Source organism: Streptomyces sp. Ag109_G2-15, from assembly GCF_900215565.1.
GTDB lineage: Bacteria > Actinomycetota > Actinomycetes > Streptomycetales > Streptomycetaceae > Streptomyces > Streptomyces diastatochromogenes.
Window position 1 is genome coordinate 346,243 of record NZ_OCNI01000002.1, and the last position, 24,295, is coordinate 370,537.

At 69.3% G+C, this 24,295-nt stretch carries 18 protein-coding genes and 4 pseudogenes; 12 read left to right on the forward strand and 10 right to left on the reverse strand.

Translation table 11 applies throughout. The annotated features are described in order from the left end of the window. The first annotated feature begins 2 nt into the window (after positions 1–2). Positions 3–1,763 carry an MFS transporter gene (locus CRP49_RS38125; RefSeq protein ID WP_097259249.1) on the forward strand — a complete coding sequence of 587 codons (1,761 nt, stop codon included), beginning with the start codon at positions 3–5 and terminating at the stop codon, positions 1,761–1,763. Positions 1,764–1,798: 35 nt separating this feature from the next. Here the strand turns inward: CRP49_RS38125 and CRP49_RS38130 are convergent, their stop codons facing one another. After that, positions 1,799–2,452: a response regulator transcription factor gene (locus tag CRP49_RS38130; protein WP_097257979.1), complete on the reverse strand. Its 654-nt coding sequence runs from the start codon at positions 2,450–2,452 to the stop codon at positions 1,799–1,801. 83 nt (positions 2,453–2,535) lie between these two features. Here CRP49_RS38130 and CRP49_RS38135 point away from each other — a divergent pair, with 83 nt between their 5' ends. After that, complete coding sequence (locus CRP49_RS38135; RefSeq protein ID WP_097257980.1) at positions 2,536–4,053, forward strand: GAF domain-containing protein; 1,518 nt, start codon at positions 2,536–2,538, stop codon at positions 4,051–4,053. Positions 4,054–4,577: 524 nt separating this feature from the next. Then, positions 4,578–5,402 (forward strand): M55 family metallopeptidase, encoded by an 825-nt coding sequence (locus tag CRP49_RS38140; protein ID WP_097257981.1) that lies wholly within the window; start codon positions 4,578–4,580, stop codon positions 5,400–5,402. Between the two features lie 30 nt (positions 5,403–5,432). Here CRP49_RS38140 and CRP49_RS38145 read toward each other — a convergent pair whose 3' ends face one another. Next, on the reverse strand, positions 5,433–7,046 hold the full coding sequence (locus CRP49_RS38145; protein WP_097257982.1) for a phospholipase D-like domain-containing protein: 1,614 nt from the start codon (positions 7,044–7,046) through the stop codon (positions 5,433–5,435). Positions 7,047–7,197: 151 nt separating this feature from the next. Here CRP49_RS38145 and CRP49_RS47240 point away from each other — a divergent pair. Beyond that, positions 7,198–7,295: pseudogene (locus CRP49_RS47240) on the forward strand. 912 nt (positions 7,296–8,207) lie between these two features. Here the strand turns inward: CRP49_RS47240 and CRP49_RS49430 are convergent. Both CRP49_RS49430 and CRP49_RS38160 read right to left on the reverse strand, forming a co-directional pair. Continuing rightward, positions 8,208–8,708 carry a hypothetical protein gene (locus tag CRP49_RS49430; RefSeq protein WP_373560421.1) on the reverse strand — a complete coding sequence of 167 codons (501 nt, stop codon included), beginning with the start codon at positions 8,706–8,708 and terminating at the stop codon, positions 8,208–8,210. A 117-nt stretch (positions 8,709–8,825) separates the two neighbouring features. Further along, the gene (locus tag CRP49_RS38160) at positions 8,826–9,320 is read right to left on the reverse strand and encodes a MarR family winged helix-turn-helix transcriptional regulator (protein WP_097257984.1); all 495 of its coding nucleotides are present in this window, start codon (positions 9,318–9,320) and stop codon (positions 8,826–8,828) included. A 131-nt stretch (positions 9,321–9,451) separates the two neighbouring features. Here CRP49_RS38160 and CRP49_RS38165 point away from each other — a divergent pair, with 131 nt between their 5' ends. After that, positions 9,452–10,816, forward strand: coding sequence for an aminotransferase class I/II-fold pyridoxal phosphate-dependent enzyme (locus CRP49_RS38165; RefSeq protein WP_097257985.1), 1,365 nt, complete (start codon positions 9,452–9,454; stop codon positions 10,814–10,816). A gap of 32 nt (positions 10,817–10,848) precedes the next feature. Here CRP49_RS38165 and CRP49_RS38170 read toward each other — a convergent pair whose 3' ends face one another. The 3 genes and pseudogenes from CRP49_RS38170 to CRP49_RS38175 all read right to left on the reverse strand — a co-directional run. Next, entirely contained in the window at positions 10,849–12,918 is a 2,070-nt protein-coding gene (locus CRP49_RS38170) for a SpoIIE family protein phosphatase (RefSeq protein ID WP_097257986.1), read from the reverse strand. A gap of 364 nt (positions 12,919–13,282) precedes the next feature. After that, entirely contained in the window at positions 13,283–13,423 is a 141-nt protein-coding gene (locus CRP49_RS47245) for a hypothetical protein (RefSeq protein WP_179851977.1), read from the reverse strand. Positions 13,424–13,754: 331 nt separating this feature from the next. Continuing rightward, positions 13,755–13,911: pseudogene (locus CRP49_RS38175) on the reverse strand (HTH domain-containing protein); the annotation flags it as partial. Positions 13,912–14,024: 113 nt separating this feature from the next. Between CRP49_RS38175 and CRP49_RS38180 the strand changes: the two are divergent. The 4 genes and pseudogenes from CRP49_RS38180 to CRP49_RS38195 form a co-directional block, all read left to right on the forward strand. Then, positions 14,025–14,699 carry a hypothetical protein gene (locus CRP49_RS38180; protein WP_257033766.1) on the forward strand — a complete coding sequence of 225 codons (675 nt, stop codon included), beginning with the start codon at positions 14,025–14,027 and terminating at the stop codon, positions 14,697–14,699. A 33-nt stretch (positions 14,700–14,732) separates the two neighbouring features. After that, positions 14,733–15,527: a YqjF family protein gene (locus CRP49_RS38185; protein ID WP_097257988.1), complete on the forward strand. Its 795-nt coding sequence runs from the start codon at positions 14,733–14,735 to the stop codon at positions 15,525–15,527. Between the two features lie 173 nt (positions 15,528–15,700). Next, the gene (locus tag CRP49_RS38190; protein ID WP_097257989.1) at positions 15,701–16,708 is read left to right on the forward strand and encodes a zinc-dependent alcohol dehydrogenase family protein; all 1,008 of its coding nucleotides are present in this window, start codon (positions 15,701–15,703) and stop codon (positions 16,706–16,708) included. A 43-nt stretch (positions 16,709–16,751) separates the two neighbouring features. Continuing rightward, a pseudogene (locus tag CRP49_RS38195) lies at positions 16,752–16,949 on the forward strand (MBL fold metallo-hydrolase); the annotation flags it as partial. A 20-nt stretch (positions 16,950–16,969) separates the two neighbouring features. Here CRP49_RS38195 and CRP49_RS38200 read toward each other — a convergent pair. Then, positions 16,970–17,770: a thioesterase family protein gene (locus CRP49_RS38200; protein ID WP_097257990.1), complete on the reverse strand. Its 801-nt coding sequence runs from the start codon at positions 17,768–17,770 to the stop codon at positions 16,970–16,972. Positions 17,771–18,162: 392 nt separating this feature from the next. On the opposite strand from CRP49_RS38200, the gene CRP49_RS47250 reads away from it, so the two are divergent. Further along, on the forward strand, positions 18,163–18,333 hold the full coding sequence (locus CRP49_RS47250; protein WP_179851978.1) for a hypothetical protein: 171 nt from the start codon (positions 18,163–18,165) through the stop codon (positions 18,331–18,333). A 43-nt stretch (positions 18,334–18,376) separates the two neighbouring features. Here CRP49_RS47250 and CRP49_RS38205 read toward each other — a convergent pair whose 3' ends face one another. Further along, entirely contained in the window at positions 18,377–19,219 is an 843-nt protein-coding gene (locus CRP49_RS38205; RefSeq protein ID WP_097257991.1) for a hypothetical protein, read from the reverse strand. A 180-nt stretch (positions 19,220–19,399) separates the two neighbouring features. On the opposite strand from CRP49_RS38205, the gene CRP49_RS38210 reads away from it, so the two are divergent. Both CRP49_RS38210 and CRP49_RS38215 read left to right on the forward strand, forming a co-directional pair. Beyond that, positions 19,400–20,062 carry a nitrilase-related carbon-nitrogen hydrolase gene (locus CRP49_RS38210; RefSeq protein ID WP_097257992.1) on the forward strand — a complete coding sequence of 221 codons (663 nt, stop codon included), beginning with the start codon at positions 19,400–19,402 and terminating at the stop codon, positions 20,060–20,062. Positions 20,063–20,301: 239 nt separating this feature from the next. Next, positions 20,302–20,808, forward strand: a pseudogene (locus CRP49_RS38215) (flavin monoamine oxidase family protein); the annotation flags it as partial. Between the two features lie 103 nt (positions 20,809–20,911). Here the strand turns inward: CRP49_RS38215 and CRP49_RS38220 are convergent. Continuing rightward, a complete protein-coding gene (locus tag CRP49_RS38220) occupies positions 20,912–24,274 on the reverse strand; it encodes a discoidin domain-containing protein (protein ID WP_097257993.1) in 3,363 nt (1,120 codons plus the stop codon). Positions 24,275–24,295 lie beyond the last annotated feature (21 nt).

Genomic DNA, 24,295 nt, shown 5'->3' on the forward strand with positions numbered 1-24,295 from the left:
CGCTGGGCAGCGCTCCCGGTGTTCGGCCCCGCTGTCGCCGTGCCTGGATCAACGCCGACCACCCCCGCTACAAATGGGTGGCGCTGACCAACACCACGCTCGGTGTGCTGATCGCGACCATCAACGGCTCGATCGTGCTGATCGCGCTGCCCGGTATCTTCACCGGCATCCGTCTCGACCCGCTCCGGCCGGGCAACGTCAGCTACCTGCTGTGGATGCTGATGGGCTACCTGCTCGTCACCGCCATGCTGGTCGTCACCCTCGGCCGACTCGGCGACATGCGCGGCCGGGTACGCATCTACAACGCGGGATTCGTCATCTTCACCGTCACCTCGGTGATCCTCTCCGCCGACCCGCTGCACGGCTCGGCCGGGGCGCTGTGGCTGATCGGATGGCGGATCGTGCAGGCCGTCGGCGGTGCGATGCTGATGGCCAACTCGACCGCCATCCTCACCGACGCCTTCCCCACCCGGCAGCGCGGCATGGCGCTCGGCGTGAACATGGTCGCCGGCATCGCCGGCACGTTCCTCGGCCTGGTCCTCGGCGGCGCGCTCGTGGAGTGGAACTGGCGCTCCATCTTCTGGGTCAACGTGCCGATCGGACTGATCGGCACCATGTGGGCGTACAAGTCGCTGCACGAGACGGGCACGCGCGCCCCGGGACGCATCGACTGGTGGGGCAACCTCACCTTCGCCGCCGGCCTGACCGCACTGCTGGCCGCCATCACCTACGGCATCCAGCCGTACGGCGGACACACCATGGGCTGGACCGACCCCTGGGTGCTCGCCGGCCTCGTCGGCGGCACGCTGACCCTGGCCCTCTTCTGCCTCGTGGAGATGAACGTCGCCGAACCGATGTTCCCGCTGCGGCTGTTCCGTAACGCCGCCTTCGCCGGCGGCAACGCGGCCACCCTGCTGGGCGCGATCGCCCGCGGTGGCCTGCAGTTCATGCTCATCATCTGGCTGCAGGGCATCTGGCTGCCGCTCCACGGCTTCGACTACGCCCGCACCCCGCTGTGGGCCGGCATCTACCTGCTGCCCCTCACCATCGGCTTCCTCGCGGCCGGACCGGTATCCGGAGCCCTGTCGGACAGATTGGGCGCCCGGCCCTTCGCCGTCGCCGGGTGCGTCGTGACGGCCGCCTCCTTCGCCGGGCTGCTTCTCCTGCCCACCGACTTCCCGTACGGCCTCTTCGCAGCCCTGATCCTCCTCAACGGCCTCGGCAACGGGCTGTTCGCCGCCCCCAACACCTCGATCATCATGTCCAGCGTTCCGCCGGACGCCCGCGGCGCCGCCTCCGGCATGCGCGCCACCTTCCAGAACGCCGGCACGGTACTGTCCATGGGCGTCTTCTTCTCCCTGATGGTCGCCGGACTCGCCGGCTCACTGCCGCACACCCTCAGCTCCGGGCTCACTGCCCAGAACGTGCCCGCCCCAGCCGCTCACACCGTCGCCACGCTGCCGCCGGTAGGAGTCCTGTTCGCCGCCTTCCTCGGCTACAACCCGATCCGGCAACTCCTCGGCCCAGCCCTCCTCGGCCGGCTCCCGCGAGCCGACGCGGCCGTTCTGACCGGGCGGGAGTTCTTCCCGCACCTGATCTCCCGACCCTTCCACGACGGCTTGATCGTCGTCTTCACCCTGGCCATCGCCATGGCCCTCATCGCCGCGGCCACCTCGCTGATCCGCACTCGCACCGGAGCCGACACGGAGCACAGGTGGCCGGGCGGGACGGGGAGCCGGAAGGGGCAGCGGCCGACATGCTGATGTCGTTCCCGGCGAACATCCTGCTCGCCCCGAGGTCAGGCGGCCTGCAGAAAGGTGAGGACGGCTCGTACTCGCCGGTGGTCGTCGTCGGATTCCGGCAGGCCCAGTTTTCCGAGGATGCTGTGCACGTGCTTCTCGACGGTGCCCTCGGTGACCCAGAGACGGCGTGCGATACCGACGTTGGACCGGCCCTCCGCCATCAGAGCCAGCACCTCGCGCTCGCGGTCGCTCAGCACATCGAGCGGATTCTCGCGCCGCTGCGCCGACACCAGTTCCTGGATCAGAGCGGGATCCACGACGGATCCGCCCTTGGCGACCCTCCTGACCGCCTCCAGGAACTCCTCCACGTCGGCGACCCGGCTCTTGAGCAGATACCCGATCCGTCGGCCCTCCGCCAACAGGTCCATGGCGTGCTCGACCTCGACGTGCGCGGACAGGACCAGGATGCCGACGTCCGGCAGCTCGCGGCGGATGACGCGGGCCGCCTCCAGTCCCTCCGTGGTGTTGGTCGGCGGCATGCGGATGTCGACCACCACCAGGTCGGGCACCGTTTCCCGCACGAGTCGCAGCAGTGCGTCCCCGTCCCCGGCCTGCCCCACGACGGACACCTCGGACCGCTCGAGCAAGCCGGCCAGGCCCTGGCGGAGCAGGGTGTCGTCGTCGGCCAGAACCACCCGCAACTGCGTCATAGCGCGCCTTCCACCGGCATGTGCGGCAGGGACGGCCGGCCTCCCGGCCCAGGGCGGGGCGACCTGCCTACCAGCAGGCTCTCATGGTCGTCGGCACGGAGTCGAAGATGCTGAGCCGACGCACCGCACTCACTGTCGTGACGTCACTGCCGAATGTGACGGCCTGCGTGTACCTGTTCGCCAGGCCGTACGGGTTCGAGATCGTCGACGCGCAGAGCGCTGTCGCCCTGGGCACCTTCCTCCTCATGGCGGCTGTCGTCCGACAGCTGTCGGCCCGGCTGCGGCGCACCGCGCTGGAGTCGGCACGGCTGTCCCGGGAGCAGTCCGCGTTGCGCGAGGTCGCGACACTCGTCGCACGGTCGGCTCGGTCGTCGACGGTGTTCGACGCCGTCACCCGCGAGGTGGGCCTCCTCTGCGGCGCTGATCTGGTCGGCATGGCGCGTTACGAGACACACGGCACCGTCAGAGGCGTCGCTTCCTGGATCCGCCCGGGCGGACCGGATCCACTGGTCGTCGGCACTCGACCAGTCCTCGACGGACCGGGCCTCGCCCGCGAGGTCCGGAGGACGTGCGATCCGGTCCGCGTCGAAGACTTCGCGGGCGCCGTGGGTCCGATCGTTCAGGAGGCGCGAGCGGTGGGCATCCGTTCGTCGGTCGGGTACCCGATCCTCGTTGCCGGGCACTTGTGGGGGGTGATCATCGCGTCGAAGACGAGCGACGGCCCCTTCCCGGCGAATGCCGAGTCGCAAATCGCCGCGTTCACCGACCTGGTCGCCATCGCCATCGAGAACGCCAGGACCGACGCAGAACTGACCGCCTCACGAGCCCGCATCGTCACCGCGGCCGACGGGGAGCGCCGTCGCATCGAACGCGATCTGCACGACGGCGTCCAGCAGCGGCTCGTCTCGCTGCTTCTCCTGCTCAGGAACGCGCAGTTGACGGTTCCGCCGCAGCTCGGCGCGCTGCGCGCGGAACTCCACCACGTCGCCGTCGGGCTCACGGACGCGTTCGACGACCTCCGTGAGGTGGCGCACGGCATCCATCCCGCGATCCTTGCTCAGGGCGGCCTCGCCCCCGCGCTCAAGGCGCTCGCCCGCCGATCGGCCCTCCCCGTCGACGTCGCGGTGCACGTCCGGGAAAGACTGCCCGAGCAGGTAGAAGTCAGCGCGTACTACGTTGTCTCCGAGGCACTGACGAACGCGGTGAAGCACGCGCAGGCCTCGACCGTCACCGTCACCGTGGACGCCGACTCCGAAGTACTGCGTGTCCGTGTGGAGGACGACGGTGTCGGCGGTGCCGACTTCGCCGCCGGCACCGGACTCGTGGGCCTCAAAGACCGTGTGGAAGCGCTCGACGGCAGGATGTTCCTGGACAGTCCACGCACCGCAGGGACAACCCTCAGCGCGGAGCTGCCGTTTGTGCCGAACGACCGCGCACGACGCAGCCAGACCGCCGGCCGGGCTGCGGAAGGGGGCCGGCTGCGGAGCCGGCCCCCTCGGCGATGGATCTACCATCCCCAGCCGCCGTCGCCGCCACCGTCGCGGCCCCAGCCGCCCCAGTCACCGCCATCGCCGCCGCCATGGCCGCCGTGGCCGCCGTGACCGCGTCCGAAGTCGACGTAGTTGACGACGTGACCAAGCTGGTGGTCCTGAACAGCGCCCGCCGGTGCGGCGACGGCTGACGTAGCGGCACCACCCAGAGCCAGGGCGAGACCTGCAAGGGCAGCGAAGGGCCATTTGACATTCCGCATGATCAATCTCCTGGAATGGATCGAATGAATCTGACAACGCACCAAAGACGATGCGCAAGGAAGAGGGACTGTCAGACCTTGGGCCCGGTACGTCCGTCTACTTCCTTTTCCGTTGGCTCCACGCTGCCCTCCCGGCGCATGCGCGGACAACCCTGCAGGCGTGAAGCGGCTCTACCGGCCAGCTGCAATCCCCGGCTCGCAGTTCAGGGGCTCTGCCGGAGCCCAGGCGCTCTTGCGGCAGGCATCGGCCGGCACCTGACCCCTGGCGCACCGCCCGGAACCACCCGGGCGCCGACTACCGAACCCACCCGGCCACGGGCGATGATCCGGTCCTGAACGCCCGAACCGATGGCGGCTGTTGAGGGGAGCACACGGATGAGGGTCTTCATCTCGTCGGACATGGAGGGCACCGCGGGGGTCGTCGACTGGGACCAGTGCCGGCCGTCGGGCTCCGAGTACGGCCACTACCGGGAGCTGCTGCAGCAGGAGGTCAACGCGGCGATCGAGGGCGCGGGGGCAGCCGGTGCACGGGAGTTCCTGGTCAACGACTCGCACTCGGCGATGTCCAACCTGCGGCCGGACCGCCTGGCGCGCCGGGCACGTTACCTGTCCGGCCGGCACAAACCGCTGTACATGATGCAGGGGCTCGATGCGTCGTTCGACGCGGTCTTCTTCGTCTCGTACCACGGCTCCATGTCCGGCGCCCCGGCCACGCTGTCGCACACCTACAACCCGCGCGCGATCGCCGAGGTCCGGCTGAACGGCGTGCCGACCGGGGAGGCCGGGATCAACGCCCTGGTCGCGCTCGGACACCGGGTACCGGTCGTGCTGATCACCGGCGACGACGTCACCGCCGCGCAGATCGAGCCGTTCTGCCCCGGCATCCGGGCGGCGGTGGTGAAGACCTCGGTCTCCCGCTTCGCCGCCGACAGCCTGCACCCGGAGGAGGCCCGAGAGGTGATCGCGCAGAACGCCAGTGCCGCGGTGCGGGGGCTCGCGGACGCCCGACTGCCCGCGATCGGCCTGCCCGCGACCCTGACCGTCCGCTTCCGCAACGCCGACCTAGCCGAGATGGCGACCTGGATCAACGGCGTGGTCCGCGAGGACGAACTCACCGTCCACGTACGCGACGACGACCCGGTCCGGCTGTACCGCACCTTCGTCACCATCGTCCTGCTCACCAGAGGCATCGCCGAGTAGCTCGCACGCATCCGGGCGAGTCCTGGGACTTCAGATCCGGCAGAGCCCCCGCTCGTAGTCGACCGTGGCGGACTCCTTGGAATAGGTCCACTGCGGACTCAGCAGCTGGGCGTCGACCTGCTGGGCGGCCCGGGGGCTCTCGACGATGTACCCGAAGTCCTGCAACCACGCCGGGTACAGGTTCTTCGAGCCGATGTAGAACGCCGAGCCGTCGACCGAGACCAGCTTGTGGTGCTGGGCGTAGGGGTGCCCGTCGGCCCACTTCGCGCTCGGGGAGCTGCGGAAGGGCGCGAGCTGCAGGTTGGAGCAGAGTGCCGTAGTAGCGCTGTGCTCGTCGCCGGTGAGGCGGGCGAGCCGGCTGCGCAGTACGTCACTGATCTCGGAGAGGGACTTGATCTGGGAGTAGCCGCCGCTGCCGACGGCGCCCCGGTTGGCGGGGTCGCTGACGACGATGCGTACCTTGACGCCGGCGGCGAGCTTCGCGGCGAGGGCGTCGTAGACGCGGGTGTCGTATCGGGGCAGCGGCGGGCAGGTCGCGTTGAGGTCCTGCTGCGAGATCTCGATGTGGCTGGCCGCGCTGGAGATCAGTGAACGCAGGGCGCTCTCCTCGGGGTTGGCCGTGTCGTAGTCGCGGTCCCCGTTGGTGTTGTCGTGCAGCCCGATCACGCACCGGGTGCCGGATGTGTCCGGCAGGTCCGGATGCCAGGTGGAGGTGGGATCGGCGTCCTCGATGCCCACGCCGAGCCCGCCGACGGCGATCACCGGGACGTCGCCGGTGGCAGGGACGGCACGGGGGTTTGTGTCCCGTTCCATGGTTGCCATGCAGTCCGTGCTGCCCGAGGCGGCGTACCAGACGCTCGCGATGTTGTTCTTGTTGCGGCAGGTCCAGGTCCACAGCTGGTCCAGGTACCGGCCGGCTGTGCCGGCGGCAGGGCCGGTCAGGGCGAGGTCGACGTCGGTGACCGGGTGGGCGGTGTCGAGGTAGTCGCCCTTCCAGTTGTTGATGCCGCCGGTGATGGCGGAATCGCCGTCGACGACCAGGAGCTTGGAGTGGTTCCACGAGAAGGCCGTCTTCGACGTGGTCATCGACGCGACGTCGAGCGTGATGGCGTCGGCCGCCGGGCCGAGCTTGCTGCGCAGGTCGTCCCGGTACTTCGAGGGCAGTACGTTCATGTGGTAGACGGGTGCGGCTCCGACGAGGACCCGGACCTTGAGCTTGTGCCCGGAGGCCACGGAGGACTTCAGGCCCGCGACGATGGCGTCCTGGAAGGCGCCGTCCGGGAAGGGCGCGAGGCTGGAGATGTCGACGGTCCGCGTCGCCCGGGCAATGTTCTCGGTCATCTTGGCCAGCAGCCGCTTGGTGCCGGCGCGGTCCTTGCAGTCGGCGTCGCCCCAGCAGCCGGGCGTCTGGAGCAGCCAGCCGGCGGGGTCGTCGGCCGCGGCGTCGAGCTGGTTCCCGCTCGTCCGCTCCCACACGTCACCTTCGAAGCCGGGCGAGACCTCGCGCAAGGTGCGTTCCACGGCGTCGAGATGGGGGGTCGCCGAATCGGCGGCGGTGGCGGGTGCGGCGGGCAGCGCGGCCAGGGAGAGGGCGGATATCAGTGTGAGGCGCGCCAGACGGTTTAAGCGGGAGGAAAAGATCATCCGCAGAAGTTACCAGGCAGTACAGCCCGCGTATGACCGCAGAGTCCCACAACAGTCCGCAACCGCGTCAGAGGCACATCAGGCCGCCGTCAGAAGCCCCTGCCAAAGTTGTTCCCGTGAACGGCGCGGGACACCCCGAGGCCGGGAGCAGGGAGAGGTGCCCGGAGTGGTTGATCGGGGACCAGCGAGCACGCCTCAAGGTCGGGCCCCACAAGGCCCACGCAGGTTCGAATCCTGCCCTCTCCGCCAGTACGTTTCCGGACGCGTCCCTCATGCCTTGGCAACCGACGTCCAGGGCTTTTCCGGAGGAGGCGGCCCCTCCCAGGCGCTACGGAACTTCTCCCTCAGACTCTGGGGCGGGGCCACGCAGTCCTGCACTACATGCCACAGGTTCTCGCCCGACACGCCCGGCCGGGAGACGAGCCGGCGCGGCATGTTCAGAGGTCGTCCTGATGGCACGGGACGCCGTCGACGAGGATCCCCGGACTGCGCAAGGAACTGGACCGGTCTTCGACTACGGGGAAGGCATCGACTTCCTGCTCCCCGTGGGACTCGCACCTAGCAAACGCACCGGCGTCCGGATCCAGACCTTCACCCGCGACGAACTCGAACGCCGCCTTCGGCGCAAGGTACTCGCACTCCCCGAGGTCACCCTCATACCGTCCACCCCGTGTACGGGCCTGACCCGGGATGCCTCCGGCCGGGTGAGCGGGGTGACGTGCCGACCGCTCGGCGCCGACCCCTTCGACATCCCGGCCGACCTGGTGGTCGACGCCTCCGGACGCTCCAGCGCACTGCCCGACTGCCTGCACACGATGGGGATCACCGTGCCGCCGAAACGGACCGTGAAAGCGAAGGTCACGTACACGTCGACGAACTTCGACCGGCCAGCGGAGAGCCACCCCGCCCACCCGGACTTCTACATCGCCTACCAGATGCTGTTCGCCCCCCGCGTGCCCCGGGCCGGAGCCCTCCTCGCCGTCGAACGCAACCGGTGGACCTGCTCACTGTTCGCCTCCAGGATCAGCCGCCCACCGACGACGAGGGCTACCTCGCCTTTGCCGAAAGCCTCGACAACCCCCGCCTGGCCCAGCAGATCGGCCGACGCACCGTCCAGGAACCCACCTGTCGCTACACCAACGTCGACAACCAGTGGCGGCCCTACCAGCCGTCAGACACTGGCCCGACCGGCTCATCGCCCTCGGCGACGCCGTCTGCGTCTTCAACCCCGTCTACGGCCAGGGCCTGACCGTCGCCGTGATGGAAGCAGAACAGCTGCACAGGATGCTCGCCCGGCACAGCACTCTGCGGCGACTGGACGGCCTCGCCGGCCAGTTCCAGAAGAAGCTGGGCCGCCTGCTGATCGGCCCCTGGACGCTCGCCACCAACTCCGACCTCATGTGGAACCCCGACCGCCGGCCCCTGGCCGCACGCTTCGCCCACTGGTACAACACACGCCTCTTCCACGCGGCAGTCAAAGACGCAGCCGTATGGGCGAAGTTCGTACGGGTGGTGAACGCGCCCGATCCGCCGCGCACCACGCAGCGCGCCGATGGCGATGATGTCGTTGAAGGTGAAGACAGCGGTCACCTCGGGATGTTCGGCGAGCAGGCTCTCCAGTGCGGCTTCACCACCCTCCACGCTCTGATCCGCACGGCACACCGGTCCTTCGCCGAGTCCGCAGGCGGTCGATCAGGCAACAGGGCGAATGTTGGCTGATACGGCGGGCTGCGACCTAGGCACTCTTGTCGTAGCGGGTTGCCACGGCTCGAAAGCTCTTCAGCCCGCGTCGCCGCGAAGCGCCCTGGTGATCTCGCTCAGCGCGCTGGTCATCCGTGCGTAGTCGTCGGCTGCCAGTGGCTTCACGAAGTACTCCTCGACCACCTGGGCATGGACGGCCGCCGCGCGCAGGAACGTCGTGCGTCCCTCGGCGGTCGGTTCCACCAGGGCCACCCTCCGGTCCCCGGGTGACGGGACGCGGCGGACCAGGCCGGCTTCCTCCATACGGTCGATCAGCCGAGTGGTGCCACTGCTGGTCAGGGTGAGGTCGTCGGCCAGCTGCCGCTGGGAGACCTCCTCGCCGGGCTGGCGCCACAGCCGTATCAGCACCTCAAGCATGGTGTGGCTGATCCCGCACTCCCGCCGCAGCGCGCTGTCGATCCGCTGTTCCAGGCGGGTGGCGGACTTGATCAGCAGGCCGAAATCCCGCACGAGCCGACTGTTGGCGGCGCGGGCGGCTTCGTGCTCGTCGTGGTGCTGAGGCGTGGCGTTCATCGCCGCCGAGCTTACTGCTCCCTCATCTACTGCTTCCTCGACTACTTCCTTCTCAATTACTGAGCAAGCAATTGCTGACTAGTCAACGAAATCCTACAGTGGGCGCACACGCACGAGCGAGAGGAAGTCCAGTGGATCTGCAGCACTGGCTCGGCCGAGCCACGCACGCGATACAGGACTGGGCCGACACGTTCGGCCCCTACCAGCCGCACCCGTCCCTCCAGGTGGACGACGACCGCTTCGCGGCGGCGTTCGAGGAGTTCACCGGGCGACTGAAGGACAACTACCCCTTCTTCCACCCCCACTACGCGGGCCAGATGCTCAAGCCCCCACACCCGGCGGCCGTGGTCGGCTACCTCACCGCCATGCTGATCAACCCCAACAACCACGCCCTGGACGGCGGCCCCGCCACCGCGGCGATGGAACGCGAGGCGGTCGCGCAGCTCGCCGCCATGTTCGGCTACGACACCCACCTCGGCCACCTCACCACCAGCGGCACCATCGCCAACCTCGAAGCCCTCTTCGTCGCCCGCGAACTCCACCCCGGCCGGGGCGTCGCCCACAGCGCCGACGCCCACTACACCCACGGCCGCATGTGCCATGTCCTGGACATGACGAGCCACCCCGTCCGCACGGACAGCCAGGGCCGCATGGACCTCGACGCGCTGGAGGACCTGCTGTGCACCGGGGACGTGGGCACCGTCGTCCTCACCACCGGCACCACCGGACTCGGCGCCGTCGACCCCGTCCACGAGGTCCTGCCCCTCGCCGAGCGCTACGGCGTCCGCATCCACGTCGACGCCGCGTACGGCGGCTTCTTCACCCTCCTCGCCGGTGCCGACGGCCCCGAGGCGCTGTCACCCGAGCCCTGGCGGGCCGTGGCACAGGCCGACTCGATCGTCGTCGACCCGCACAAGCACGGACTCCAGCCCTACGGCTGCGGCGCCGTCCTCTTCCGCGACCCCGAGGTGGGCCGCTTCTACCTCCACGACTCGCCCTACACCTACTTCACCTCGGCCGAACTCCACCTCGGCGAGATCAGTCTGGAATGCTCCCGGGCCGGCGCCTCCGCGGCCGCCCTGTGGCTGACCTTCCAGCTTCTCCCGCCCACCCGCGACGGGCTCGGCCAGGTCCTGGCCGCCGGCCGGCGAGCGGCGCTGAAGTGGGCGGAAATGATCGAGGGATCCGACCTCCTGGAGCTCTACCAGCAACCCCAGCTGGACATCGTCACCTATTTCCCCGCCGTCGACCCGGCGACCCTCACCGGCATCGACGCGGCATCCGCCCGCATCCTCGCGGACGGCATGGCGAACCCCGACCCCGTCTTCCTGAGCACTCTCAAAGCCGGCCGCGAGGCGTTCGCCGCCCGACACCCCAAGATCACCGCGGATGCCGACGGCGCCCGGATCCTCCGTAGCGTCCTCATGAAGCCGGAGTCCGAACACCACGTCGAGCACCTGCACGACCGGATCGAGCAACTGGCCCAGACCGGCTGAGCAACGGGGGGCTTGTCCCGCCCTCGGACAGCTCAGGACTGGGCCAGGGCGACGAGCAGAGCGACGTCGTCCTCACCTCCGGGCGGCCGCAGAATCTCCAGGATGCGGTCGCAGGTGCGTTCCGGATCGTGGCCACGTGTCGCGGTGAGGGCGTCGAGAAGGGCGTCCAGGCGGGAGTCGATGGGTGCGCTTCGGCTTTCGACCAGGCCGTCGGTGTAGAGGGCGAGCTCGTCGCCGGGGTGGAAGGCGATAGTGGTGGCCTCGAAGGGGACACCACCGACACCGAGCGGTGCGCCGGTGGGCAGGTCGAGCAGTTGCGCCGCATGCCCGGCACGCATCAGGGCTGGGGGTAGGTGGCCGGCGAGGCAGATCTGGCACTGGCCCTGGTGAGGGTCGTAAACGCAGTAGATGCAGGTGGTGATGGTTTGCTCGATTCCCTCGGTCAGGTGATCGAGGTGACGCAGGGCCTCGGCGGGAGCAAGGTCGAGTTCGGCGAAGGCGCGGGCGGCAGTGCGAAGTTGCCCCATGGTGGCGGCGGCATTGATGCCGCTGCCCATGACGTCCCCGACGACCAAGGCGGTCTTGTCTCCCTGGAGAGGTATGGCGTCGAACCAGTCGCCGCCGATCTCGCTCGTGGCGCCGGCCGGCTGGTAGCGGCAGGCAACCTCCAAGCCCGGCAGGTGCGAGGGGGGCTCGGGAAGCAGGCTTCGTTGGAGGGTGAGGGCCGCGTGGCGCTGGGTCTGGTATCCGCGGGCGTTGTCGATGCAGACCGCGGCTCGGGCGGCCAACTCGCTGGCGAGGAATGCGTCGTCGTCATCGAAAGGAGCGGGGTTCCGGGTGCGTTTGAGGTCGAGAGCGCCGAGGACTTCGCCCCGGGCCACGAGCGGTACGGCCAGGTAGGAGTGCACGCCTGCCGCCGCGAGGAGGGCGGCGGCCTCGCCATGCCGCGCGATGCGCTCCAGATCCCCACGGGTTGTGTGGGGCACCAGTACCGGCTGACACGTGCGCACACACTGGGTGATCAGGCGGTCGCTGTCGTAGCGGGCGGCTCCCCCCGGCGGGTCGGCCGCCCGGACCGCCTCGGTGGAGTCGGCCGCGCTGACGGCGAGGGCGCGGAAGAAGGCCGGGCCCTCGTGTGGCGCGGTCCGGCCGTCAAGGGCGCTGTCGAGTACGTCCACGGCTGCCACATCGGCCAGGACCGGTACGACGACGTCGGCAAGCTCGCGCGCTGTCGTCTCCAGATCGAGAGTGGTACCCACCGACGCGGATGCCCTGGCGATCAGTGCCAGCCGTTGCCGGGCCTGTGCCGCTTCCGCATTGGCACGATGACGCTCTGTGACGTCGATGACGGAGTAGGCGAGGCCCAGCACCCGCCCACCGGAATCCTCCAGCCGGTAGTACGAGACGGACCAGGCATGCTCGTGGTCGGGGTCGGCGGGGGGACGACAGACGATGTCGCGGTCCACGACCGACTCGCCCGTCTCCAGGACACGGCGCAGACGTGCCTCGGGGTCCGTGTCCAGGAAGGTCAGGACCTCGCCGACCGGCCGGCCGAGACGCTCGGCGGCGGACTGACCGGTGATGCGTTCGAGAGCAGGATTCACGGCCAGGTACCGCAGGTCCGGGTCCAGAATGGCCAGCCCGACGGGGGACTGGGACACCAGACGCATGGCCAGGGCGGCATCTCGCTCGACCCGCTCCACAGCTGCCTGGTCCGCGGCAAGGCCCAGGACATAGGTGTCACCGAGGTCGTCCAGCAGCCGCATGTTGCGGAACTCCACCAGGCGGGTGCTGCCGTCCTTGTGCCGGATCGGGAAGGCCCCGGCCCAGTCGGTGCCGGATTCCATGACCTCCGCGAACAGCTTGATGACCTCGTCCCGGTGCTCCTCGTGGACCGTCAGCGGAGCCGCGTACTGCCCGAGCGCTTCTGCTGCCGTGTAGCCGAACAGCTCCTCGGCCTTCGGGCTCCAGAAGACCACCTGGCCCGTCGCATTCAGGACCACCGCGGCGACGCTGAGCAGATCCAGCAGGCCACTGGGCGGCGCGGCAGGACCCGCCGTCGACCGGCCGTCGCCTGCTCGGGAGGAGTCCATCGTGCCCATGTCTCACTTTCCTTCCCGCTCGGCGCCTTGGCTCGTGCCGTACCGGCGGGCGTTCTGCCTCCATCCATGGTCGTCCCAGACCGAGGCAGCACACACCTGGACCCGGAATCCACCGAGGGTCCGGGCCGGCAGCACTGAGGGGTGGAGCGCACGGTGGACTGACGCGGCAGCCACTGGCGCCTGCACCGCCATGACGACCGCAAGCGATAACCACTCCGGCTTTGACCAGGTCGACGCTGTGAGTCGATGCGCCGGCGCCGCTCCGTCAGCGAGACCTGCAGGATGCTGCGGCAAATGCGAGACCGTGGGGGTTGATCACCCCCACGGTCTCGTCAACTTCCCCGAACGACTGTGTGCGAGCCGATCACGGCAAGGCGATGAAGCTCTCGGCAGTCGGAGGAAGGGTGCCGCTGGTGCAGACGTGGCCCGTTGCCGGGACCGTCGTGCCGTCGAGCATCTTGGTCAGGTCCACCGCGACCATCTGGGTCGCTCCGTCATTGACCATGAGGGCGATGGCGTGTCCGCTGTTCGGGTGTCGTGGGCAGCGCGACCGCGGTCAGGCCGTCCCCACCGAACTCTCCGGTGATGACACCTGTGTGGGTTCCCTGCGCCATTGACGCCGCGGACGCTCCTGTACTCAGGCTGGAGCCGGTCAACGTCCGAACCTGCTCGGGTGCCGTCCAGGATCCGGGCGAGCCGGGGATGAACTGGGCACTGCTGATGTCCGCGATCTCAACCTGCGAAGGGTCACTGAACTCCGCGGGCGCCATGATGATCCCGGTGGAGCAGTCCTCCGCAGCAGAATCGAGTTCCGTGCCCGCGCTCACTGTCACCGGGTCCGCGTACACCGGCACCCCCCGCAGCCGACAGCGCCTCGACATCCCGGTAGATGGTGCGCACCGACACCTCCAGGCGCGCGGCCAGCTCGCTGGCCGGCACCTGTCCGTGTGTCTGCAGCAACAGGAGGATGGAGAGCAACCGGTCCGACTTCATACGTCAAGCATGGGGTACATACATGACGGGCTGCGTCAGGTATTTCCGCCTGCGCGGAACTCACCGATGGGTGCGGTGCGGGCGTTGTCAGTGGGATCGGCTTGGATGTGGCCGTGTCTGTCTATGAAGTGATCCGCCAGCTGCCCGGGATCTCCGTCGTCCGGGATCGCTCCCGAGCCATGGCCATGGTGGATGCCATCATGAGCCCGGACTGGGAGTCCCGGTTCTACTCGTTCGACTCGCGGTGGTCGCCGACGGAGGAGATGGCCTCCATGCGCGACGGCTGCGGCAATGAATACTCGATCGTCTTCTCGCCGGCGGGGGCATATGTCCGCGGCTTCGATCACGAGTCGCCCATGAGCCCGTATCGGGTGGATCCCCCGGCGCCGTGGCCCGGACTGTTCGAGGGAGTGCCCGAAGCGTTCCTTCCCCAGGTCGCAGAGCCCGCCTTCAGCGAGGTCGACGGGACGCCGCGAGCGACGACGTGCTTCTGGCGCGAACAGGCCGACACCGAGTGGAAGTGCGGCGCCGTCGAGGCCCTGCCGGAGGGGGTGGAGGACGACGGCAGCGCCGAGTGGCTCTTCGACGTCCTCGTCGACGGCCGGCCCGAGGCATACCGGCAGTTCGCGGAGGAGTACTACGAGGTGGTGGTAGACCTCGAGGCCGTGCGTCACGTCTATGCCTTGCGGCCTCTCACCCAGAGCGTTGTGTCATCGCTGAACCCGGATGTCGAACTGGCCGGTCTCGAAGAGGAGATGGCCCGGATCGGCTATCCCGTACTCGGGTGAGGCCCTGGCGGGGCACTTCGGGATACTGGCCCGATGCCGCAGCCATCGCTCAGCGTGGAACCCGAGCCGATATCCGCCGACCCGCCTCATTCCGCGGACCGCCCTCTCCTCACCCAGTCCTGGCTCGACCTGGCCTTCCTCCACTGGCCCGCCGCCCCGGCAGACGTCGCTCCGCTCCTGCCGGTCGGCACCCGACCGGACACACTGCACGGCCTCACCTACGTCGGACTCGTCGCCTTCCGGATGCACCGCGTCGGATGGTTCCGCCTCCCCGGCATCCCCTACCTCGGCTCCTTCCCCGAGACCAACGTGCGCCTGTACTCCGTGGACGCCCACGGCCGGCGCGGCGTCGTCTTCCGCTCGCTCGACGCCTCTCGTCTGATCCCCGTCGCCATCGGACGAACCGCCTTCCGCCTTCCCTACGTCTGGTCGCGGATGAAGATCCACCAGCAGGGCACCACGATCACGTACAGCAGCAGTCGGCGCTGGCCCGGCCCGCGCGACGCGCGCAGCAGCCTCGCGATACGGGTCGGCGAACGGGTCGAGGCACCGACCGAACTCGAGCACTTCCTCACCGCCCGCTGGGGCATGCACAGCACTTTCCACGGCCGCCCCCTGTACCTCCCCAACGCCCACCCTCGCTGGCCACTTCACCGCGCCGAACTACTCCACTGCGACGAGAACCTGGTCACCACGGCAGGCTTGCCCGCGCCCACCGGGGCACCCACAAGCGTGCTCTACTCCCCAGGAGTCCCGGTCGGGTTCACCCGCCCGCCCCGCACGCCGGCCGGCATCCCCAACCCCCGAACCCACGACCCGGCCACCTGAGAGCTTTCGGCGGCGTACGAACTGTCAGTCGGCCGTAACCACCGCACCCTCCGAGCGAACCTACTTCGATGACGCTCGAAATTTGACGGCCATCGAATATTGGGGCAGGGTCGTTATCAGCACCGAGCCGACTCGGTGTCTCCCCCGACCCCTGCTCCCAGGACGGATGCACCATGGCAAGACTCGTACAGTTCGACCGGCTCGGCGGCCCCGAGGTGCTGACTCTTCGCGATGTGGAGGTCGGTGCCCCGGGCGCGGGAGAGGTACTCATCCGTGTCGACGCGATCGGCCTGAACCGGGCCGAGATCATGTACCGCGAGGGCGGTTACTTCTACGAGCCGGTCTTCCCCTCCACGCTCGGCTACGAGGCCGCCGGCGTGGTCGAGGCGGTCGGTGAGGGTGTGGACGGCTTCGCCGAGGGCGACCTGGTCGCTGTTGTGCCGGCGTTCCTGCAGAGTGAGTACGGCACCTACGGCGACCACGTCATCGTCCCGGCCTCCGCCGTTGTCCCCCGCCCGGCGGATGTCGACCCCGTGCAGGCAGCGGCCGTGTGGATGGCCTACATCACCGCCTACGGTCCCCTCGCCGAAAGCGGTCAGGTGCGTCCCGGCGACCACGTGCTGATCACCGCGGCCTCCAGCAGCGTCGGTCTCGCCGCCATCCAGGTCGCCCGCCACGTCGGCGCGATCCCGATCGCCACCACGCGGGGTGCCGACAAGAAGCAGCGCCTCCTGGACGCCGGGGCGGCCCACGTCATCGTCACCGACGAGGAGGACCTCCCAGCCCGCATCAAGGAGATCACCGGCGGTGAAGGCGTCCGCCTGGCGTTCGATCCGATCGCCGGCCCCGGCGTCGAGACCCTCGCCCAGGGCATCGCCCCCGGCGGTTTCCTGGTGGTCTACGGAGCCCTCGACCCGCGCCCCACCCCACTGCCCAACGCACAGTCCTTCCCGGCGCTGACCACCAGCACCTACACCCTCTTCGAGATCACCACGAACCCCGAGCGCCTGCGCCGGGCGGTCGCGTTCGTCAACGCGGGGCTCGCCTCGGGCTCCTTCACCCCGGTCGTGGACCGCACCTTCGATCTCGCGGAGATCGCCGACGCCCATCGCTACATGGCGGCCAACGGGCAGGTCGGCAAGATCGTCGTGACTGTCACCCACGACGATGCGACGTCGTGAACCGGTCCGACGTGATCGCCGGACCGACTGCGGGAGGAGAGCCATGCGCCTGACCAAGTTCGGCCACGCCGCCGTCCGCGTGGAGAAGGACGGCCAGAGGCTGGTCATCGACCCGGGCACGCTCAGCGAGCCGGAGGCCCTGAACGGCGCGGACGCGGTGCTGGTGACCCACGACCACTTCGACCACTTCGACCACTTCGACGAGGAACGGCTGCGCGCCGCCGGGGCCAACCCGGGCGCGCCGGGACCTCGCCCGCTGCCTCACCCGCGCGCGGCCACGAACAGGGTCTGGGTACTGCGGCCGAGCGGCCCCTTCTCGTCGTGCAGGGCGGACTCGGCCAGGCCGATGCCCGCGCCGTCCACCATCGTCCGGGCGTCCAGGCAGACCCACTCACCCTCGGGGTGGCGGTGCAGGCTGACGGTGAGGTCGGCGTTGATGAAGACGTACCGGTGGAAGTCCAGCTCGGCGCTGACGCCGTTGCCCGAGTCGGCAGCCGTCAGCACCCGGCTGAGCGGCGTGATCTCCTCGCCCGCGACCAGAGGGACCCTCATGCGCATCCACGCCGTGGCCGGGCCGGGCTCGAGGAACGAACCCGCGGCGAAGCGCAGGTCCATGGCGGTGTGATAGCCCTGCTCCCACGGGACGGGGAAGAACGCTTTCGAGGGTGCTGCCTCGGGCCCGGGAACCTGCCGGCCCGGCGACACCTCCGGCACCGAGCCCGGCGCCGCCTTCATCAGCAGAACCGTCGCCCGCATCACTTCCTGGCCGCCGTCGGGTGTCAGGCCGACCTCCACGAGTTCGACGCTGCGCCCGGCGCGCAGCACGCGCGTGGACACGTTCAGCGGCCGCATCGGGACCGGGCGCATGATCTCGTACGTGAGCCGGGCCACCCGCATGTCCGGCCGGCCGCCCGGCCGTTGCTCGACGGCCAGCCCCAGCAGCGCGGCCGGCGGACCGGCGTGCTGGGAGTCGGCGTCCCAGGGCCCCCGGGTGTACGCGGTGGGGAGGAACCGGCCGTGGTCCTCCCGCTCGTAGAAGGCCTCGGCTTCCGACGCCGGCATAACCGTCCCTCCCTGCTGCGTGGACTGTACGCGGCCAGTCTACTAAGCGCTTGCTCATTACGCAGGGAGTTGCGGCTCCGCTCACCCGGAGACCCGCCCCGGCCAACAGGAAGGGGCGCGGTCAGCAGGTCATGGCGAGCCGGGCGCGGCAGGGGCGACCGGCGAGGGGTGGCGTCGATGCACGGTCGGGCCCACAGCCCATGCAGACGCCGGACGATTGGCCCCCGCGTGGCCCGCCTTCCCGGGATCGGCGGGCCGGTGCCTTGGGGGACACCGACGCGGGGTAAGCGGAACCTACGCTTCCGACGACAGAAACGGAAGCCCCTTTTTCTCTTGACCCCTCGACGTGCACAGACGCACCCTGAATCCCACGCGCCGCAAGGGAGCACCACATGAGCCGAGCCACCGACACACTCCGCGTCGTCGAGTACTGGACGGACAAGGACACCCACGTGATCTTTCCTGTCCAACGCAGCGAAGAAATCGACCGCATGAGCGACGAGCAGCTGATCTCCAAGTACGGGGACCCGCAGCACGGGACAGTCGCGCGCATCGTCCGGTAGGTCACATCACCGCCGGCTACGCCTCGGGCCGCCCGCTCCGCGCTTACGGGTGTTCGTCGAGCTGGAGGAAGCCCCCGAGCGAGAAGCACAGGGCGCCGGTGAGGGTGCCCCAGTTGGCGATGACGGCGTTGACCAGGCTGTCGGTGACGGGGCGGGTGAAGGCGGCGAGCGCCGAGACCATGAACAGGACGGAACCGAGCTGGTTCACAGCGACGATCCACCAGCCCAGGCTGCGCGTGCGGACGCAGGGCCGGCCGTGGCAGATCTCGACGAAGCCCAGGTGCCCGGAGATCAGGAAGAGTACGCAGCCGACCATGTCGGGCGCCCAGATCAGCCGGTTGACCTGCTGGACGCTCAGGCCGCGCAGGAACGAGTCCAGCAGGGAGACGCCGAAGACGAGTGTCCCCGCGAAGAGGACGAAGGCGCTCAGCCAGTCCACCCGCATCGGCTCGTAGCTCCACCACCGCCAGCGGCGGGAGACCAGTCGGCCTTCACCGCCGGCGACATGGCGGGGTGCGTTGATCACCTGGAGCAGCGAGACATAGCCACCGGTGTTGAAGAACAGTCCGCCCGCGAAGTAGATCGAGGCGCACTCGGTGGCATCGCCCGAGCCGAACTGGGCGACGGCCGCACCGGCCGCGAAGACCGCACCGCCGATGATGAAGGCGATCGCGGCGATGACGTTGAGTCTGCGCAGCCGACCGATGGCGACGGCGTCCGCATGCGCGTGCCGACTGGCCGCCGCACCGGGCGGACGGACGGCGAGCAGCCCGCGCCGTCGCGCGAGCCGTGACTCCCACACCGCAGTGCCGCCGCCGGGAGGGTTCCAGGTGGTCCTGGTGGTGAACGGTCCGGCGCCCTCGGCGCGCTGTTCGGGCTGCCCCACGGGCCGAGCCTAGACCGCAGGCGGGACCGGAAGGCGGGCGAAACGCCGCCCCGTTGGTGAGGCAGCCCGACCGCGGCGCGCCGTCACGATACAGAGTTGGTCGACCAATGATTGGCAGGCAAATATTTTGCTGCCAGGAGGTCACATGAGCTTCGACACGCCTTCGGGCACCCGTGGTAGGTGACGCCGGAGCTGTTCGTCAGCGGTTACGACCCGGCGGCCGTCGCAGGCGACGACGGAGCCCGGCAGCGCGAACGGCTCGCGGCCATCGCGCGGTCCGCCGGTGTGGCGCTCGTCGCCTCGACCGTGGACCACCAGGACGGCGAACGCTTCATCAGCACCTCGCTCTTCGACCGTGACGGACGCGAACTGACCAGGTATCACAAGGCACATCTCTTCGGCGCGGCGGAGAACACGTTCTTCACGCCCGGCCGTCAGCACCCTCAGGTCGTACCCCTGCACGGCGTCCCCGTCGCACTCGGCATCTGTTTCGACGTGGAGTTCCCCGAGTTCACCCGCGCGGTCGCCCGGTCCGGCGCCAAGCTGCTGTGCGTGCCCACCGCGGTGCCGCTGCGCCCGCCGGCCGACGGGCGGCCCGCGCCGTTCGACACCCGTCTCGTCCCCAAGATGGTCGTCCCCACGCGGGCGCTGGAGAGCCAGATCTTCATCGCCTACGCCAACCACGCGGGCCCTGGCTTCGCCGGGCTGAGCTGCCTCGGCGATCCCTACGGCCGACGCGTCGCGGCCGGCGAGACGGGCGAGGAACTGGTGGTGGCCGACGTGAGCCACCGCATCCTGCGTGCGGCCCGCCGCGACACCGACTATCTCGCCCTGTGCGGTTGACCGCCCGGCCGACAGCTACCCCCCTCCTTCTTTCCGCACTACCGACCCGCGCCGGGCCACCTGGCAGGAGCCTTCAGGAAATCCCGTGAACACTCCCCCGCAGAGCGGCATCAGAATGCTCATCCCCGACTTCCCCTTCCCCTACGACGAGTACCTGGCCCACGCCGACGGGCTGGGCTCGATCCCGCCCGAGCACCATGGCACCGAGGTCGCCGTGCACGCCCCCGAGGACGTCCGCCTACCCCGCGGTCGTCGCCACCTGCCAGTCGTGGCTGCTGTCCGCCCGGATCGACACCGACGAGACACTGTTCAGCCACCCGTTGTGGACGGCCATCGAGCGCACGCACTACATGCAGTCGTCCAAGACCTTCGTCGTGGTCGACCGGCCCTTCTGGAAGGACGTCGACCCGGAGACCGGGCAGCACGTGCTCAGCACCACGCTCACGGACCGGCTGACGCGTGGCACGTACCTGCTGGACGACGGCCCCGACAAGCCGGCACTGTTCTGCCTGTCGTACACCTGGAACGACGATGCGCTGAAGTGGCTGCCGCTCGATGTCGACGAGCGGGTGCGGCTGATGCTGCACTTCCTGAAGCAGATCTACCCCACCGTCGACATCGCCTCGCACATCATCGGCGACCCGGTCACCACCTCCTGGGAGGACGACCCGGACTTCATGGGCGCCTTCAGCGACAACCTGCCCGGCCACTACCGCTACCAGGAACGCCTCTACACCCACTTCATTTCGCTACAGATCGAAACCCTGGGCCCACCCGGGCCCACACCCTCCCCCAACAGCCCGTTCAGCTGTACACATTTGCCCGCGATCCAGCCGAGGTGTGGTCGGCTCACTGAATGCGGATCTCTGCCAACTGCAGCCGGTAGCGGGTGGACTCGTCGGAGGCGGGAGTGCCGAGCTTCGTTGCCCGCAGGCGCAGATAGCGGCCGGTGGCCGAGGTGAGTGTGTAGGTCTGGGCCGTTCCGTTCGGGTTGGCCTGGCCGGTGACCGTGCGGACGGTGGTGTAGGACGTGGAGCCGTCGGCCCGGGTCTGGATCGTGAAGTCCACGGGGAAGCCGGCCGTGCCGCCCCCGGCCGCCGCGGTGTCGGTTCGGGGATGGAGTGTGACCGAGCCTATGGCCCGCTCGGCACCCAGATCGACCTCGATCCACACGGGTGTGGCGCTGACGTCGGCGGAAGGGAAGTCGATGCTGGTGAAGCCCCTGGCGCCGCTCACGCTGGTCGTGATGCCGTCCAGTACCCGGGTCTTGCCCCAGTCGCCGTTCTCCAGTGTGTAGTTGGCGGTGACGGTGGTCGCGGCGGTGGGGACGGTGAGTTCGGCGAGCTGGAGGCGATACCTGGTGGTCTCGTCGGCGGCGGGAGTGCCGAGTCTCGTGGCCTGCAGGCGGACGTAGCGGGCGGTGGTGGTCTTGAAACCGTAGGTCTGTGGGAGTCCGTTGGGGTTGGGCTCGGCGGTGACGGTGCGGACGGTGGTGTAGGAGGCAGCGCCGTCCGCGCGGGTCTGGAGGGTGAAGTCGACCGGGAAGCCCGCGGTGCCGCCGCCGGAGGCGGGGGTGTCGGTGCGCGGGAAGAGCCGTACGGCATCGAGGTCGGTGTCGGCTCCGAGGTCGATCTCGACCCAGACGGGGTTCGCGCTGACGTCGGCGGAGGCGAAGTCGTTGCTGGTGTAGCCCTTGGCGCCGGTCACGCTGGTCAGAACGCCGTCGGTGAGCCGGTTCCGGCCCCAGTTGCCGTTCTCCAGGCTGTTGTTGCTGGTGACCGTCGCGCCCAGGGCGAGGTTGTCGAGGCGGCCGGTGCCGGTCGCGGTCAGGGTCCAGGTGCCGGGCCGCAGCGTGAAGCAGACGTAGGAGGAGTCCTTGCCCACGTACGTCAGCCCGCTGACACTGCCGGTGGATGAGCCTCCGGTGAAGACCGTGGTGCCGCCCGCCTTGATGACGGGCTGGGACCCGCCGTAGGTGGGCACGCCGACGCGGGCGGTTGTCCCGCTCGGCGAGGTGAGTGTCAGCGTCACTTCCGTGCCGTCGCGCTCGATGCCGAAGCGGATGTCACCCTTGACGGTGGGGATGACGGTGTCGATCTTCGCGAGGGTGCCGGTCTGCGGGAGGACGTCGTACGTCTCCCAGCCGGGCCGGGTAGGGCGGACTCCGGCGGCGTACGCGGACAGGGCGTACAGCGGACCGCCGTTCCAGGCGTGGTTGTCGGTGCCGGCGGCCTTGTCCCACAGCTCCCACAGCGTGTAGCAGGCGGGGTCGGCGACCTGGGCGGCGTACCGGTTGCGCATCCGCTCCTCGGCGACGGTGGCCGCGCCCATGAGGTAGAGCGCCTCCAGGACGTAGAACTCCATGTAGGGGCTGGCGTTGAGGTGGGTGCGCAGCACCTCGGTGACCGCGCGGTAGCGGGAGGCGGGGGCCAGGCCCGCGACGACGGCGAGGGCGTTGGCCCGGTCGTCGGTGTCCTTGGTGTAGCCGGGTGAGCGGTACTCGTTCTTCGAGGCGTTCCAGAGCACGCGGTCGAAGTTGGCTTTGACGCTGTCGCGTTGGGCCTGCCATCCGGCGACGTCGCCGCTGTTGCCGCTGAGCTCGGCCAGTTGGGCGGCGGTGTCCAGGGCCAGGTAGTACCAGCAGTTGTCGAGGACGCGGGCGTCGATGTTGCTGCCCCAGTCCTCCCAGTCCCAGTCCCCCTTGCGGTGGGTGACGAGGCCGTCGCTGTCCAGGCTCCACAGGTTGAGGTACTTCTTCACCGCCGGGTAGGCGCCGGTCACGGCGTCAGCGTTGCCGGTGTAGAGGTAGTACGTCCAGAACGACCAGACGGAGGCGAGCATCTGGACGGGCAGTTCGCTGGTCCAGATGACGGAGGGTATCGGCGAGTAGAGCGCCCCGCTGTCCTTCTGCCAGGACGTCAGCTGGGCGATGGCCTTCGCGCCGAGCGCGTGCGAGCGGTCGTCGAAGGTGTAGAAGCCCTCCTTGAGCTGGTTGACCACATCGCCCCACCACTGGGAGCGCTCGCGGGTGGGGCAGTCCATGTAGTTGTCCCGCATGTTGACGTACATCGTGCGGGCGGCCTTGCCCCACAGGGTGTCCAGGAAGGCGTCACTGCTGCTGAACGACCCGGCGAAGTCGGTGTCGTAGCCCGACTCCCGGTACTTCAGGCCCAGGATCGTCACGCCCGCCGGGATGGTGTACCGCACGGCCGTACCGCTCATCCACGCCAGAGACTCGAACTCCTGGACGCCGCCGGCGCAGACGTAGGTGGCGCGCACGTTGTAGCCGGTCCCGGGCTCGATGCCCGTCAGGCCCGCGCCGTCGTCGTAGTGATCGGTCTGCATGCCGATCACCGCCCCGGCCGGAGCGTCGACCTTCAGGTACGGGGTGACCTGGAGGTTGGACGGCAGGGCGGCCGAGATCGCGGTGGCGCCCTGGCCCGTGGACGGCAGCGAGGCGGCGTTGGTGTAGGCACGCAGGCCGGAGTGGCGGAACTGCGGAATCGGACGCTGCACCAACGCGTTCCAGGGCGCGGCGCCTGCGGCCCCGAGGTCGGCCGGCGCACTCCAGCCGCTGTCGTCGTAACCGGGCGATTCCCAGCCGGCCATCGCCGCGGCATTGCGGGCGTCGTAGTAGACGTTGGACTCGGGCAGCCGGAAGTTGACCTGCGTGCCACTGGTGTTGTTCGAGTAGCCCGGGTGGACGGTGTGCTTCCAGTTGGTGTCGCTGACCAGCCGGGTGGTGTTCGAGCCGGTCTGGATGTCGGACTGGAACAACAGCCCGCCCTGACCACTGCTGTTGTGCGAGAAGCCCTGCTTGCCGAAGTACCAGACCAGCAGCGCGACGGTGTTGCCGCCGCTGGTGAGGTACGGGGCGAGGTCGAGTTCGTCGTAGTAGGTGTCCGTGCGGTTGGGACCGCGCTTGAGCTGCCCTTCGAAGACCACGAGGGTGCCGTTGACCCACAGCCGGTACTTCGAGTCCGCCGCGATGCGGGTCACGGCCTTCGAGGGCGCCGAGTCAAGGGTGAACGATCTACGGAACGCCACCCACTGGTTCGCCGAACTGGCCGACGCCCAGATCCACTTCGCGCTCCAGGACACCGCTGCGGACGCCAGTGGTGTGAGCCCCGGCAGGACCAGGGAGCCAAGGGCCGGAGCGAGGGCCACGCCTATCGCAGAGCGCAGGGCGGATCGGCGAGAGAAGCGCTGCATTGCGGGAACCTTTCCGGTGAT

Bases quoted from the DNA above. Each gene is read 5' to 3' on its own strand.
- CRP49_RS38130 (WP_097257979.1), bottom strand. From the start codon at position 2,452: ATGACGCAGTTGCGGGTGGTTCTGGCCGACGACGACACCCTGCTCCGC.
- CRP49_RS38135 (WP_097257980.1), top strand. From the start codon at position 2,536: ATGGTCGTCGGCACGGAGTCGAAGATGCTGAGCCGACGCACCGCACTC.
- CRP49_RS38140 (WP_097257981.1), top strand. From the start codon at position 4,578: ATGAGGGTCTTCATCTCGTCGGACATGGAGGGCACCGCGGGGGTCGTC.
- CRP49_RS38145 (WP_097257982.1), bottom strand. From the start codon at position 7,046: ATGATCTTTTCCTCCCGCTTAAACCGTCTGGCGCGCCTCACACTGATA.
- CRP49_RS38160 (WP_097257984.1), bottom strand. From the start codon at position 9,320: ATGAACGCCACGCCTCAGCACCACGACGAGCACGAAGCCGCCCGCGCC.
- CRP49_RS38170 (WP_097257986.1), bottom strand. From the start codon at position 12,918: ATGGGCACGATGGACTCCTCCCGAGCAGGCGACGGCCGGTCGACGGCG.
- CRP49_RS47245 (WP_179851977.1), bottom strand. From the start codon at position 13,423: ATGGTCAATGACGGAGCGACCCAGATGGTCGCGGTGGACCTGACCAAG.
- CRP49_RS38185 (WP_097257988.1), top strand. From the start codon at position 14,733: ATGCCGCAGCCATCGCTCAGCGTGGAACCCGAGCCGATATCCGCCGAC.
- CRP49_RS38190 (WP_097257989.1), top strand. From the start codon at position 15,701: ATGGCAAGACTCGTACAGTTCGACCGGCTCGGCGGCCCCGAGGTGCTG.
- CRP49_RS38200 (WP_097257990.1), bottom strand. From the start codon at position 17,770: ATGCCGGCGTCGGAAGCCGAGGCCTTCTACGAGCGGGAGGACCACGGC.
- CRP49_RS47250 (WP_179851978.1), top strand. From the start codon at position 18,163: ATGAGCCGAGCCACCGACACACTCCGCGTCGTCGAGTACTGGACGGAC.
- CRP49_RS38220 (WP_097257993.1), bottom strand. From the start codon at position 24,274: ATGCAGCGCTTCTCTCGCCGATCCGCCCTGCGCTCTGCGATAGGCGTG.